Origin of the sequence: Hungatella effluvii (genome assembly GCF_003201875.1) — a bacterium.
Classification (GTDB): Bacteria; Bacillota; Clostridia; order Lachnospirales; family Lachnospiraceae; genus Hungatella; species Hungatella effluvii.
The window spans coordinates 250378-264519 of record NZ_QJKD01000007.1 but is presented as its reverse complement, the minus strand read 5'-3'; the positions used below and the strand labels follow the sequence as shown (position 1 = coordinate 264519).

At 49.3% G+C, this 14142-nt stretch carries 12 protein-coding genes; 3 read left to right on the top strand and 9 right to left on the bottom strand.

The genetic code is table 11. The features are described 5' to 3' along the window. Nucleotides 1-12 precede the first annotated feature (12 nt). The gene (locus tag DFR60_RS15340; RefSeq protein WP_110323670.1) at nt 13-1341 is read right to left on the bottom strand and encodes an ABC transporter substrate-binding protein; all 1329 of its coding nucleotides are present in this window, start codon (nt 1339-1341) and stop codon (nt 13-15) included. A 51-nt stretch (nt 1342-1392) separates the two neighbouring features. Further along, nucleotides 1393-2559: an MFS transporter gene (locus DFR60_RS15335; protein ID WP_110323669.1), complete on the bottom strand. Its 1167-nt coding sequence runs from the start codon at nt 2557-2559 to the stop codon at nt 1393-1395. A gap of 330 nt (nt 2560-2889) precedes the next feature. On the opposite strand from DFR60_RS15335, the gene DFR60_RS15330 reads away from it, so the two are divergent. The 3 genes from DFR60_RS15330 to DFR60_RS15320 all read left to right on the top strand — a co-directional run bounded on the left by DFR60_RS15330 (nt 2890) and on the right by DFR60_RS15320 (nt 5726). Further along, nucleotides 2890-3891 (top strand): SIS domain-containing protein, encoded by a 1002-nt coding sequence (locus DFR60_RS15330; RefSeq protein WP_110323668.1) that lies wholly within the window; start codon nt 2890-2892, stop codon nt 3889-3891. Continuing rightward, on the top strand, nt 3888-4751 hold the full coding sequence (locus DFR60_RS15325; protein ID WP_110323667.1) for a PfkB family carbohydrate kinase: 864 nt from the start codon (nt 3888-3890) through the stop codon (nt 4749-4751). Before DFR60_RS15330 ends, DFR60_RS15325 begins: the two co-directional genes overlap by 4 nt. Nucleotides 4752-4979: 228 nt before the next feature. Further along, nucleotides 4980-5726 carry a GntR family transcriptional regulator gene (locus DFR60_RS15320; protein ID WP_167437609.1) on the top strand — a complete coding sequence of 249 codons (747 nt, stop codon included), beginning with the start codon at nt 4980-4982 and terminating at the stop codon, nt 5724-5726. A gap of 204 nt (nt 5727-5930) precedes the next feature. Here DFR60_RS15320 and brnQ read toward each other — a convergent pair whose 3' ends face one another. The 7 genes from brnQ to DFR60_RS15285 form a co-directional block, all read right to left on the bottom strand. Beyond that, a complete protein-coding gene (gene brnQ, locus DFR60_RS15315) occupies nt 5931-7238 on the bottom strand; it encodes a branched-chain amino acid transport system II carrier protein (RefSeq protein ID WP_110323665.1) in 1308 nt (435 codons plus the stop codon). Nucleotides 7239-7245: 7 nt separating this feature from the next. After that, nucleotides 7246-8424 carry a ribose-phosphate pyrophosphokinase gene (locus DFR60_RS15310; protein ID WP_110323664.1) on the bottom strand — a complete coding sequence of 393 codons (1179 nt, stop codon included), beginning with the start codon at nt 8422-8424 and terminating at the stop codon, nt 7246-7248. 71 nt (nt 8425-8495) lie between these two features. After that, on the bottom strand, nt 8496-9491 hold the full coding sequence (locus DFR60_RS15305) for an ATP-binding protein (RefSeq protein ID WP_110323663.1): 996 nt from the start codon (nt 9489-9491) through the stop codon (nt 8496-8498). 10 nt (nt 9492-9501) lie between these two features. After that, nucleotides 9502-10725, bottom strand: coding sequence for a DnaD domain protein (locus DFR60_RS15300; RefSeq protein ID WP_110323662.1), 1224 nt, complete (start codon nt 10723-10725; stop codon nt 9502-9504). Nucleotides 10726-11109: 384 nt separating this feature from the next. Then, nucleotides 11110-12489: a UDP-N-acetylmuramate--L-alanine ligase gene (gene murC, locus DFR60_RS15295; RefSeq protein WP_110323661.1), complete on the bottom strand. Its 1380-nt coding sequence runs from the start codon at nt 12487-12489 to the stop codon at nt 11110-11112. A gap of 200 nt (nt 12490-12689) precedes the next feature. Then, on the bottom strand, nt 12690-13400 hold the full coding sequence (locus tag DFR60_RS15290; protein ID WP_110323660.1) for a CpsD/CapB family tyrosine-protein kinase: 711 nt from the start codon (nt 13398-13400) through the stop codon (nt 12690-12692). 5 nt (nt 13401-13405) lie between these two features. Next, nucleotides 13406-14137, bottom strand: coding sequence for a YveK family protein (locus DFR60_RS15285; RefSeq protein WP_110323659.1), 732 nt, complete (start codon nt 14135-14137; stop codon nt 13406-13408). Nucleotides 14138-14142 lie beyond the last annotated feature (5 nt).

Genomic DNA, 14142 nt, shown 5'->3' with positions numbered 1-14142 from the left:
CCCTCTTTCCTGTTATCTGTTTACTGCTTCCTGAATTTTTCTTGCTTCTGCCAGGAGATCCAGGCTGCTCTTCTTGCCTTCTACCAGATACGGGGTGCCGTCGTCTGCGATTGCCATCCAGGCCTCGCGGCTTACCTGGGAATCGATTGCCGTATCGGTATAGGTTGCTTTGTTTAACATAAGAACCGCGCTCTTCATCAGTTCAGAGGCGCCCTCCGGTGCCGGGCACTCTACCGCTGAGCTTCCGCCTACTGCGATAAAACGCTGCATGATCTCCGGTGAAGTCAGGTATTTTAAGAGCTTTAAGGACTCTTCACTGCGTTCTGACGCTTCCTTGCTTAAAAACCATCCGGAGCCAAAACCGGCAAGCGCACAGCTTTCTCCGCCCTTTCCTCCAGGAAGAGCCGGCATGGAAATCAGCCGCATATCCGGATTGTCCTCCAGGGCGCTGACACACCAGGAGCCGTTAAACATCATGGCTGCCTTGCCTTCCTTAAACATCAGACGGATGTCGTCTTCTGAAATAGTCATGGTATCCTTCGGAAATGCTTCCTTCTGATACAGGTCAGCGATACAGTCGAGCGCCGGGGCCCAGCTGTCATCAAAGTAATTCTTATGGCCTTCCGCTCCCGCCTGGGCTAAAATAGCCAGCTCCAGAACGTAGGAAGGTTTCGCCATGGAGGCTGCAAACGCCGGAATTCCATTCTGGGCAAACACCTCGACCGCTTTCATAATATTATCGTACGATGTCGGCTCTTCGAGGCTGTACTGGTCAAACAGTTTTTTATTATAGAAGAGTCCTTCATAATAGCCGAGATAAGGAAGACTGTACTGCTTGCCATCGTATTTCTGACCGTCCAGTGCGGACTGCTTGAAATTCTTAGACCAGTCCTGGTCTGCTTCCATAGATGGTCCAAGATCCACAAAAAGTCCGGAGTCCACCAGAGGCTTTCCATCCGCCCCCGTATAGAACAGACATAGATCCGCAGGAGTGCGGGCAGCGATATCCGCCTGCATCTTTGTACGGAACACATCGTTCGCTCCCGCGGTAGGCGCAGACTCATCTACAATCTCAATGCCCGGGTTGGCCTGCATATATTCGTCGATCACTTCCGACCACACCGGAGCCCACTGATCGGATCCGGTAAAGAACGTGAATACACGGATCTTCTCTTTTGCGCCGGATTCTGCCTTCTTTCCGGAGTCCTGGCCTGCATCGGCCTGTTTCGTGCTCTCATTTCCCCCCTGGGTTGCTGTTGGTGACTGGCCACAGCCTGCAAGGGATGAGATAATCATCGCTGAACCTGCGAGTAAAGCTAACATCTTTTTTGTTTTTTTCATGATTCCTCTCCTTCTGATTCATATCATTTTATTTTTTAAGCAGTTTAACTGCTAAAAAGACAGACTCTCCTGTTTCCCTCTGCTCCAGACTGCAAAGAACAGAGTTGCCGCTCCTATGGTAATTGCTGAGCAGGCCATCATGGAACCAGCCCCCCACAGCTCGAAGGCCGCGCCTCCGATATATCCAAAAATCAGTTTGCTGAATACGGTACTCATGGTGGCGTTCAGCACCTGGCCGCTGGCCCGTAAATCCGGCGGAACTCTTCTGTTAATGTAATTCAGCAGGCAGTATGTAATTCCGGTATAGCTGAAGCCGTGGAGCAGATTCGTAACGATAATTAACACCGGATCCGTCAGATAATAGAGAAGCGTCCACCGGACGCAGGTCAGGACGCCTGCCAGAATCAAGACCTTTGCGACTCCCATCTTTTTGACCAGACGGTGCATAAACATGAGGCACGGCGCCTCGGCTGCCGAACAGGCAAACATCATCCAGCCAACCAGCCTGCTGTTACCCCCAATTTGAACAAAATGGAGTGAGTAAAAGCTGTAAAAAAAACTGTTGCCGAGTCCATAAATCAAGTTGAAAGCGATCAAAACCACGAGGGTGCGGTTGGATAATATCTCCCGGACCGAGGATTTCTTTTTTTCGTTTCTAAACCCTTTCACCGGCGGTATCGTCAGGGAAAAGAGCAGGCACAGCCCCATGGCTGCCGCCACGATCCAGAATATGGCTGAATACTCATCCCTTAAGAAGTAACCAATCAAGACCACAGTCATCGCGTATCCAATGGTTCCTCCCATACGGATCCAGCCATAATCCCATTTGCTGTTCACCAAGGATTCCAGTGTGATATTATCGTTAAGCGGTACAATCGGCACGAAGCACGCTCCAAAGACTGCTACAAGCAGTACCACCGGCCAGTAGCTTCTCGTGAGATAAAAGCCCAGGGCCGAAAGGATTGAGGCCAGATAGAGAACACAGACCACCCGGTTCTTTACCCTTGCACGGTCACTTAAGATTCCCCACAGAGTCTGTGCCGCCAGAAGTGCAACCGTAGAGATCGAGATGATACTCCCAATCTGCGTCGCAGTAAATCCGATCTGTGCCAGATACAGGTTTAGATACGTATTGTAGATGGCCTGCCCTGAAAAATACACCAGATATACGCAAAACAGCCCTGTCGGAAAACTTCCATCCTTACTTTCTCGTCCCATTGTGCAACCCCGATTTAATTTCTTAACTTTGTTTAGTTATTTTTGATGAACTCAGTATATCATAGCCTTTATCCAAAATCAAGTTGGTTATTATAGTTATTTTATATAATATTTTACTTGTTATTTTGTGCATTTTGTGCACAAATCCAGATCATTTCCGATTATAATACGATTTTTGCAGATAGGAGGTCTGAAGCCATTTTATTCGCTGGGAAGTTCTCAATTACTAAATATAATTAAATATTTATCTGTAATATTGTAATTACATATTGACAATATAATCATTTATCCATACAATGGTGATAAACCATTGAGAAAAGGAGATTTGCTATGATTAACTTTGACGAGGCGGTAATCCGGGAAAATTATCAATTTATTTATGCTCAGAGAGACCGGATTGAAGCCATTGCAGACCAGATCTGCGCAGATGAATTCGATCTGCTGTTCTTTACCTCTTCCGGAGGCTCCATGGCTATGATGCAGCCATTCCAGCACTATATTAACCATTACTCGCCGATTCCGACTGACGCCATGCTTTCCGCTGACCTGGTTCTTACCGGCTGCAACCGTATTACCAGCCATTCGATAGCATTTCTCACCTCCAAGTCCGGGGACACGCCGGATACACTGAAGGCGGCCCAGTACCTGAAAGAACGAGGTGTCCGTCTGGTCTCCGTCATCGGAATCCCCGATTCACCTCTGGAGGCGATATCCGACTATTCCTTTATCTATAAGGACGGAAGACCCCAGGAGCTTGTCTTTTATCTGTTAATCGGTAAAATTCTCGAGATAAAAGGCTATTTTCCTGATTATAAAAGTTTTGCAGACGAACTGGGCAGCCTGGGCAGCGCTCTGGCTCAGGTTCGCATTCAGGCCGATGAAGCCTGTATCAGCTATGCGAAAAAATACTGCCGGGAACCCTATAACATCTGGATCGGCTCCGGAGACTTATGGCCCACAGCCTACTCCTATTCCATGTGTGTCCTGGAGGAATCCCAGTGGATACGGACGAAATCCGTCAGTTCACCAGAATTCTTCCATGGCACCCTGGAGCTTTTGGAGGACGATGTATGTGTAACCCTGCTCCTGACAGAAGGGGTGACAAGGCCTCTCGACGAAAAGGTAAAAGCATTTGCCCAAAAGCACACGAATAAACTGACCTGCTTTGACTGCCGTGATTATGCACTTCCGGGAATCAGCGATCGTTACCGCCCGCTTCTTTCCCCCATGATTATGGCCGCGGTTCTGCAGCGAATCAGCAAGAATATTGAGGTAATCACAGACCATTCCCTGGACATCCGCCGTTATTACAGAAAGGGTGAATACTCATGAGACTTTTGGGGCTCGGTGACAATGTCATCGACTACTATACAAATACCGGCGCCATATATCCGGGTGGAAACGCTTTAAATGCTGCAGTCCACGCCTCCATACTCGGTGCGGAAGCTGCCTACATGGGCAATCTGGCCGATGACGCCATGTCTGAAGTCATAGTCGATGCGCTGAACCGTTTTCATGTGGACTTCTCAAGATGCAAAAAAGTCCCAGGAACCATCACCAAATGCTGCCGCTACCGCGTCACAAACGGGGAACGCACCTATCTGGGCATCACGGCCGGAGATCAATGGTCCGGACCGCTGCGGCTTCAGCAAGACGATATGGAATACTTAAGATCATTTTCTCTGATTCACAGTTCCTGTAATGCAAAAATGGAAGAAGAGATGTCCCGGCTCAGCGGTCTTCCAGCTTTATTCACCTACGATTTTGGTGAAAAGGAAAAATACAGAACTGATTTCTATTACGATAAGGTCTGCTGTGGGCTGGACCTGGCCCTGTTTTCATGCCCTCCAATGGAGGAATCGGAGATACGATCATTCTGTGAACCGCTCCACAAAAGAAACACAGGACTCGTCCTGATCACCATGGGAAGCTCCGGTCAGTGCGTATCTGACGGGACTTCTCTGGTATACGGAAAGGCGGAATATATCGATCCGGTTGACACGATGGGGGCCGGGGACTCCTTTCTCACCGCCTTTGTCATCGCTCTGTATGAACAGGGCTGGACAAAAGGCTGTATTCCTGCCCCCGCCACGATCAGGCTGGCTCTGGAAAAGGCCACCGCCTACTCCACTGCGAACTGTATGAAAAAGGGAAGTTTCGGTTATGTAACGTATGCCGGCAGCCCATTGTAAAAGATGGCTTTTCCTGTTATACTAGTACAGCATTGCGTAAGTTTCGATGAATTATGTGCTTGATATTTACGCCAGGGGCGCGCCCGCAAAGCGACGGCGTAGTGGACCCTACGTCTAGCTTCGTGGGCGTGGTCCTGGCATGAATAGCGAGTGCAGAATTCACCGGAACTTGCGCAATGCTGTACTAGACGGAAATGTAATGTTTTACAGGATCTGTGGGGTGAAAAATTGGACTATATTAAGATTAACAAATACAGCTCTGTTCCGCTTTACGAACAGATACGTCAATGCATCATAGAGGCGATACAGAAGGGAATCCTAAAGCCCGGCCAGAAGCTTCCTACGGAGGAAGGCATCTGCAAGGCCTGCGGAGTTTCCAGGCCCGTTGTGCGCCAGGCCTATAACGAACTGGTAAACAGCGGAAGAATTGAACGAAAACGTGGCTGCGGCTCCTTTGTGAAGGGTCCGGATAACCGCGGAATCTTTATGAATCAGCTTATGAGCTTCGATGAGGAGATGAAACTGATCGGTAAGGTTCCCTCCACCCGACTCCTGAGCATGGAAAAAATACAGTTTGATGAAGATCTGTATCAAAAATTGGAACTCGCGCCGTCTGATGTATGCCTGAGACTGGAAAGACTCCGCTATTCGGATGGAATCCCCTTTGTCTATACGGTCAATTACCTCTCTTTAAATCGCTTTCCAAAGCTGGACCGCTTCGACTTTTCAAATGCCTCTCTGTATCAGACTTTAAAGACGCAGTATGATGTGCTGCCAGTCCATTCCAGACGGTCCATTACGGCCCGCAGCGCTTCGCCCCGGCTGGCTGCCTCCCTGGAGGTTCCGGAAGGTACCGCGCTGCTGGTGATTGAAAATATCGTCTATGACCAGTATGACTGCCCCATAGAGCTGAGTATAGAATCAATCTCAGGGGAAACGCACCAGTTTAGTTTTGACGTGTTTCGTAATTCGTAATTGATCGGCAGGGATGGCTGTGGCCGAAAAGGACTTGAAAAACGGAGTGCCTGACAGCCGGATAACCCGGCGTAAATAAAAAACTGCTATACTGGAATGACCGTAACGGGATAACCCATGGCCTTTCTCAGAAAGCAGTTTTTTCATATTATATATTATTTTCTCCCGCATTCGCTAATCCGCATCTATATCCGCGCTCACTCCTCATTCCGCTCTCATTCCCCTTGCGCAAGCCACCATTCCAATCACAATCCCAGCCACCGCCGGGCTGATCCATTCCAGATTCAGGCTGTGCAAAGGCAGTATATTTAACACGCGTCCCAGAGGCGTTATGCCGATTTGATACAGAGACATTGCGATGCTCGTCACTCCGGTCAGGGCAATGGAGCAGACGTAAACCGGCCGCCACCGTTTCCCGTCACGAAAGAGAAATGAGAGGAGAATCAATACGATAGCCGCTGGGTAGATCGCATTTAGCACCGGGACGGATATCTCCAGGATCCGGTTAAGCCCGGCATTGGCGATAATCAGGCTGACTGCGGCGAAGAGAAAGGCCCATGCCCGATATCCGATTCGTGGCAGAATCGTGCAGAAATACCGGCTGCAGCAGCTGATCAGTCCGATACAGGTATTCAGGCAGGCGATAAAGAAAATGGCTGCCAGCATAATCAGGCCCGCCTTCCCAAACAGAAAGCGCACCATCTGATTCAGAGTCTGCGCACCATTCTCAGAATAACCGAATGTGCCTCCCGTAACCGCGCCGATGTGAGCCAGCGCAGCGTACACCAGAAGCAGGATGCCTCCGGCAATCAATCCGGCCCTGATCGTTTCTTTTATGATGGAACTCTCTGACTTCACCCCCAGAGCGCTGATATTGAGGGAGATAATAATTCCAAAATTCAGTGCCGCGATCGTATCCATCGTCAGATATCCTTCCAAAAATCCCTTTACAAACGGATGATTCTGATAAGTCTCAGATGTTCCGCCGTAACCGGATGCCGGCTTTAAGATGCAGCCAATGAACAGAATCGCAATCAGGGTCAGAAGACACGGGGTCAGTACTTTTCCCAGCCTGTCCGTCAGTTTATCGGGCTTTAAGGCCACCAGGAACGCGATGGTGAAGAACAGGCACGAATACAGCAACTGAGCTGTTCCCGCAGGGATACGGCCGTCCAGAAACGGTATTACAGCCATCTCAAACGACGTACTGGCGGTTCGCGGGATCGCCAGGCACGGACCGATCGATAAATAGATCAGGAGCGTAAAGACAGCGGCAAATACCGGATGAACCCGCCCCGCCAGGCTGGTAAGGCCGCCGGCCTTCGCCACTGCTATTACGCCGAGAATCGGAAAGCCGATGGCGGTCACGGCAAATCCCACCATGGCGGTCCAGGTATTCGCCCCGGCCATAGCGCCCAAAAAGGGCGGAAAAATAAGATTTCCCGCCCCAAAAAACATGGAGAATAATGTCAGCCCTACCAGACATAAGTTACGTTTTGACAGTCTTTCCATCGATCTCCTACCTGTCACCCGCGCGGTATCGGTCAAGGAGACGGTTGATTCTCGATGTCGGATTCAGGAGCTCGCTTAAAGAAGCGTCGTGATTCAGATTATCGATAATCAGCGCAATATACTTACTCATGTCTACATTAATATAATACGGTCTGGACAGCAGATCCGGTGTCTGATATACCAGGTTCGTTGTCAGGATTCTGTCAATAATTCCATTCTCGTAGTATTCATCAAACTTGGCAAGGCCATTGGTGAATAAACCGAAGGTCGAGCAGATGAAGACTTTTCTCGCCTTACGGCGTTTCAGTTCCTTCGCCACGTCCTGCATGCTCTCTCCGGAAGATATCATATCGTCCACGATAATCACATCTTTTCCTTCCACGCTGCTTCCCAGGAACTCGTGAGCCACGATCGGATTGCGGCCACCCACAATCTGTGTATAGTCACGGCGCTTATAGAACATCCCCATATCAAGTCCCAGCACGTTGGCAAAGTATACAGCGCGGCCCATGCCGCCCTCGTCCGGGCTGATCACCATCATATGGTCACTGTCGATCTGCAGTTCCTTCTCTTCTCTCAGAAGATACTTGATAAACTGGTAAATCGGCTGAACCGTCTCAAATCCCTTTAACGGAATCGCGTTCTGCACTCTCGGGTCGTGAGCGTCAAAGGTGATGATATTCTCAACGCCCATATTGGTCAGTTCCTGAAGGGCCAGCGCACAGTCCAGAGACTCTCTGCTGGATCTCTTGTGCTGTCTGCTCTCATATAAAAACGGCATGATCACATTGATACGGCGGGCTTTACCGGCTGCAGCCGCGATAATTCGCTTTAAATCCTGGAAATGGTCATCAGGGGACATGTGGTTCGTCATCCCGCAAAGGGAATAGGTCAGGCTGTAATTGCATACATCCACCATGATGTATAAATCGTCTCCGCGAACCGACTCGGAAAGCGTTCCCTTCGCCTCTCCGGTACCGAAACGCGGTGTGCTGGCCCCAATGATATAGGACTCTCTCTGATATCCGGAAAATGCAATCGTAGACTTGTGCTCGCTCTCCCGCTCCCGTCTCCAGTCCACCAGATAATCGTTCACTTTGGCTCCCAGCTCCGTACAGCTCTTAAGCGGAATTAATCCCAGCGGGCCCACCGGAATCGTCTCAATCGTCTTCTCTTCGTATAACATTTCTTCTCCTCCAACGTATCCATTTGTCTTACAACGGTTCTTTTATATCATTATGCGCCGAAATAGTCAAGTTAATCAGCGCGTTTTGCTTTCTTTCGCAGGCGAATATCGTCGCCGTAGAGCGGAATAATGGTATATTTGCTGATCAGGCGGGAGGTCACACGCTCCGTGTAGCGGTCCCTCAGCTCATTCAGCGGATGATTCGTGGAAATAATCGTAGACTTCGATGAATTCAGCCGCTCATTGATGCAGTAAAACAGCTGTGACGAGGTGAAGCTGTTGTTCAGCTCCGTCCCCAGGTCATCGATGATGAGCAGATCGCAGTCCAGAATGTACTGGTACATGCCCTTCATCTCTTCCTCCGCCTGATACTCAAAGCGGTTCTTCGAAAATACCTCGAACAGGTCATTGGCCGACAAGTAGATGACCGAGTAGTATCGGTCGATCAGCTCTCTGGCGATGCAGTTGGTCAAAAATGTCTTTCCAACCCCCGTAGGACCAGTAAATAGCATATTGCCATGCTCTGTCGTGAAACTGTCCACAAACCGGTGGCATGTATCCACCACCTGCTTCATATACTGTCTCACCGTTCTTCCCAGGACGGGAAGCACCGACGAATCATCAAAATATTCAAAAGAAAAGGTAGAAAAATTCTCAAGTGTTACAATCTCTTCAATGTTGGACTGGGCGTATAAGTATTTCATCTCGGCCTGCCGGAAGCAGTGGCATTTCCTGCCCTCCGAGTAGCCTGTATCCATACAGTCCGTGCACTTGTAATGCATCTCCATATAGTCAGGCGGAAATCCGTAGGCACGAAGCAGAACACCCTTCTGCTCCCTCAAATCCGCTATTTCCGCCCTCAGTTCCTTTAATGCCCCCTGGTCGCCGTCCAGCAGCCTCCTGGCGCTCTTTACCGCGCAGGAGCTTATGGAGTCGTCCAGTTCTTTTATGGCTGGTATCTTATTATATACTTCTGCTATTCTGGATTCCTGTTCATGGCGGTTTAACAGCTGCTGCTGCTGATATGTACGCATGATGGCATCAAACTGAGAATTGCTGAGCGACATGGCTCCCTCCTTACTTTTCTGTTAACTGCTGCAGCACCAGCGCATCGTAGTCGATCTCTCTCTGGGGAAAGTTCTGAAACTGGTTGGTGCTTCGTCCGCGGCCATTGCCGCCTCCCCTGTAATCCTGGGAGCCGCTTCCATTACTGCTTCCCTTTCCCTTCGCGCGCTCCGCATGCTGTTCATCCAGCCGCCGGATATCCTCCAGAGAGCGCACACCGGCCTTTTTCCAGCCCGAAAGGATCTTGTCCGCATATTTGAAGCTGGGCGAGTGTGTGGCCGCCAGAGTGCGGTTACAGGCCTCCAGAACGAGTTCCCTGGTAAATCCGTAGGTCTTGAACCAACGGTCAATCATCTCACGCTCTGAATCGCCCGGCTTTCTGTCGTTCAAACCGAACGCCTTCATCACCGCGAAGGAGTCCCTGGTAAATGACGACGCGTACGCCTTGGCGTCCTCCACGGTCTTAAGCCCGGACTCGTGCCAGTTGATCGCCACAGTCTCGATATAGCGGATACTGGTGTGCCCGCCCTGTACGCAGTACTCCACCACGTATTCCAGGAGCTCGGCAGTCATGTGCAGGCCGTCATAGAGATAGGCAAACACCTCACACTCCCGCTGGGTAAAGACTTTGTTCATATATTTCTGGGCGATATAGAGAAGCTGGGAAAAATCCTCATCTCCCGCCAGGCCGCTGATCTGTTCCGGAGAATAGACAGGCCGCGGCTCCGCCTTTTTGGCCGGAGCCGGTTCCGGTGCCTTCGGAGCCATCGGTCCCTTCTCCGGCGTATCCGCTTCCACACACGTAACGGTGCCGGCCGCATTCCCTTTTACCGGGCCGTCCACATACCCGTAAGAAGAACTCACTCCTGCATACGCCTCCGTAAACACTCCGTTTAAAGGAGACGCCACATTTTCCACAATTACGCCCCCTGCACAGGCCATCTCGCCAGCAGCCGGACACTTATCCACAGACGGGCCATTGGCAGAAACTTTATCCACAGATTCCTCCAGGACCCCTGCCTTTTTCCAGTAAGCCAGCGCACGTGCCACATCCGATTCCGTGTGGTTGACTGCATCCGCAATCATAGAGACCGTCACCGCTTCGCCCTCATGGCGGAGCAGGAAAAGGTACTCCTTGATATATTCTCCATTGGCCGAAGCCATATATGTATCAATAAACTCGTTGGGAACCAACGTCGCATTAACTCTAAAACTGCTTTTAAAATCCACCGCCATAACCTCACTTTTCGTCCTGCACTGCGCTTTTGAACTGTCTCACCAAGTGCTCATAGTATACCATTCCCACTAAGCTCGTGGGATACCTCACTAAGTGGTCAGGTATGACTCGCACTAAGTTCGTGGACTACCTCACTAAGTGCTCATAGTATACCATAAGTCACTTTAAAAAGAAATAGGGGGAGTTATCCACCAAAGTAATTGTGGATAATGTGGATAATGTGGAAAGCAAGTATACATAATCTTAAAAATTATGGGGAATTGTGTCGAATCCCTGATAAATTCGTTCTTTCTAAAATTGTGAGTCAATAATTTATGTTAATTAAAAAATCCACATAGCTTCTTTACATAAAATGTTGAAAACTATGTGGATAATGTGGATAACTACTTCCCTAACAGCTTTTCTCCCACTTTTACAATGTCTCCGGCCCCCATAGTTATCAACAAATCACCGTGTATACAGTTTTCCAAAATAAATGTTTCTATTTCGTCAAAGGACGGAATATAATGGGCTTTTACCCCTTTTGCCTCGATTCTGTCGACAATATCTTTGGAACTGATGCCTAAATTGTCGGTTTCGCGGGCCGCGTAGATATCTGCGAGGATTACTTCGTCAGCCATGGACAGGGCCTCTGCAAATTCGTCAAGAAACGCCCTGGTACGCGTGTAGGTGTGGGGCTGGAATACGACCCACAGCTTCTGGTGCGGATAATTAAGCGCAGTCGCCAGGGATGCGCTGATTTCCTGCGGATGATGGGCGTAATCATCAATAATAGTGACGCCTCCCAGCTCTCCCTTCTTCTCAAAGCGGCGGTTTGTGCCGGTGAAATTCCACAGTCCCTTCCTGATCATCTCCAGAGATATCCCCAGTTCCGTACACACAGCCACGGCAGCCAGGGAGTTATACACATTGTGCTCACCGGGAACACCCAAGGCCACGGTATCCACAATTTCCCCGTCCACACTCAGGTCAAAGACCGGCCTCGCCAGTTCGTCGAAACGAATATGCTCTGCACGGTACTTACTGCCCTCTTCTTTTCCAAATGTAATGATACGGCAGGATAACCCCTTCGTAATCTTTCTATAATCCGTTATATCGCTGTTGATGACCAGAAGGCCGTCATTCGGCAGCTTCTCGGCAAACAGGCGGAAGGAATGGCGGATATCGTCCAAATCCTTGAAGAAATCGAGATGGTCTGCCTCCACGTTTAAAATCACCTCAATGGTCGGGAAAAAGGACAGGAAGCTGTTGGTATATTCACAGGCTTCCGTCACGAAAAGCTCCGGTCCACCCACCCGAATGTTGCCTCCAATGGAATTTAAGATGCCGCCTACGGAGATCGTGGGATCCGCATCAGCAGCCAGAAGAATCTCTGTAATCATGGATGTGGTCGTAGTCTTCCCGTGAGTTCCGGAAACAGCAACCGCATTCTCGTAATTTTTCATCATCTGACCCAGCAGCTCCGCGCGGCTCAGCATGGGAAGCCCTTTATCTCTGGCTGCGGCAAATTCCGGATTGTCTGGATGAACGGCCGCCGTGTAGACAACTACGTCGATCCCGTCAACAATATTATCCGCACTCTGTCCACAGGCAATTCTGGCGCCCTTTGCAGCTAAATGATCCGTAAGCTCCGATTCATGAGAGTCGGACCCAGAAACAGTAAATCCCTCGTCGATAAGTATTTCGGCCAGACCGCTCATGCTGATGCCGCCGATCCCTATAAAATGTATATTCTCTGGTTTATGAAAATCAATCTGATACATCGTTTCTTCCATCCTTACTATGTTTTTAATTTTATTCCACTTACTTTTACTGCTTTTCTGTGGTAAAGTCAACTCTTTCTTATTTATTATATCGAAAAAGCGGCAGAAAAGCTACGTTTTCGAGGGGATAAACGAAAAAATACCCGCAGTCTCTGTTGTCTGCGGGTATTTTTAAGAATATTTTTATGTTATGTACTGTCCTACTTTTTCGTTTCCTCTCCGTAATTCCCATAGTACTTGCCATAATACTTACCGTAGTAATTTCCATAGTAGGAATCGCGGTCTAAGTCCACCTTGTTTAAGACCACACCCAGAATGCGGCATTCGCCCTTTTCCAGCTGTTCCTTTACGTGCTGAACCATCTTATAGCTGATTGCGCCGCTCTCAACGACGATAATGGTGCCATCCACATGTCTGGCAATCAGAGCCGCGTCAATAACGCTGCCCAGCGGCGGAGCATCGATGATTACGTAGTCGTACTCCTCCCGCGCCTTCTGGATCAGATCTGCAAATAAATCGCCGCTTAAAAGCTCTGTCGGATTCGGTGAAACCGGACCGGCAAAGATCATATCCATGTTGTTAATATCCGTGTTGCAGATTACATCGTCAATAGTCTTCTGTCCGGATAAATAATGGGTCAGGCCGAACTTATTGCCCTCCGCCTTATAACGGCCCACAAGCACGGATTTACGAATGTCAGCGTCGATAAACAGGACGCGGTTGTCCGCTTCCGCGAAAGAAACCGCCAGCTGGAACGAAAGAGATGATTTTCCTTCGTTGGGTGTCGAGCTGGTCAGTGTAATAACTCTTGTGTCATGACCGGAAAACAGGATGTTGGTACGCAGCGTTTTAAACGCCTCGTTTGCCCTGAAATCCAGCTTATCGTGTTTACGCAATAAAACCTTCTGCATCCCGCTTACCTCCCGCTCTTCTTCCGTTTGGATTTCTTCTTTTTCGCGCCTGTCTCGCCCTCAAATACCGGGATCGTAGCCAGTGTATTGAGTCCTAAGTACTTCTCTACATCTTCAGGCGTCTTAATCGCATCGTTCATCACAAACAGCACGAGTATAACCGCTCCTGCCAGGAACACACCTGCCAGACCGCCGATCATGGTATTCTTCGTAATGCTTGGTTTTGTCTTCTGTGTTGGCAGATACGCCTCCTCTACAATGTTCGGCGGCGCGGAATCCATAATTTCAGCCATACGGGCAGATGCTACCGATGCGAACTCATCGGCTATGGATTTGGCCATGTAGGGGTCTGTGTCCTCCACCGAGATGGTGAGGATACGGGTATCGGTAGGATTGTCCACCTTAATTTTTTTCACTAACTGTTCATGGCTTAAATTTAAGTCCAGGTTTGTAATAACCTGCGCCGTAACGGGCCGGCTGGTCACCAGGACCTTGTAATCCTTAGTCAGCTGGGTTCCCAGCTGTAAATCCGTCAGGGAGGTCAGCGTAGTCGTCTTATTCACGATATAGAGCATCGTAGAGGACGTATAGACAGGCTTCATTACCATCGCAGTAAAAAGTCCGAAGCCGACGGCACCCACAATGCCGGTCAGAAGGATAATCCACAGTTTCCGTTTGATTACGTAAAATAGTTCCTTCAAATCAATTTCAATCTCGTCATCCTGATTGGTTCCCATAATTT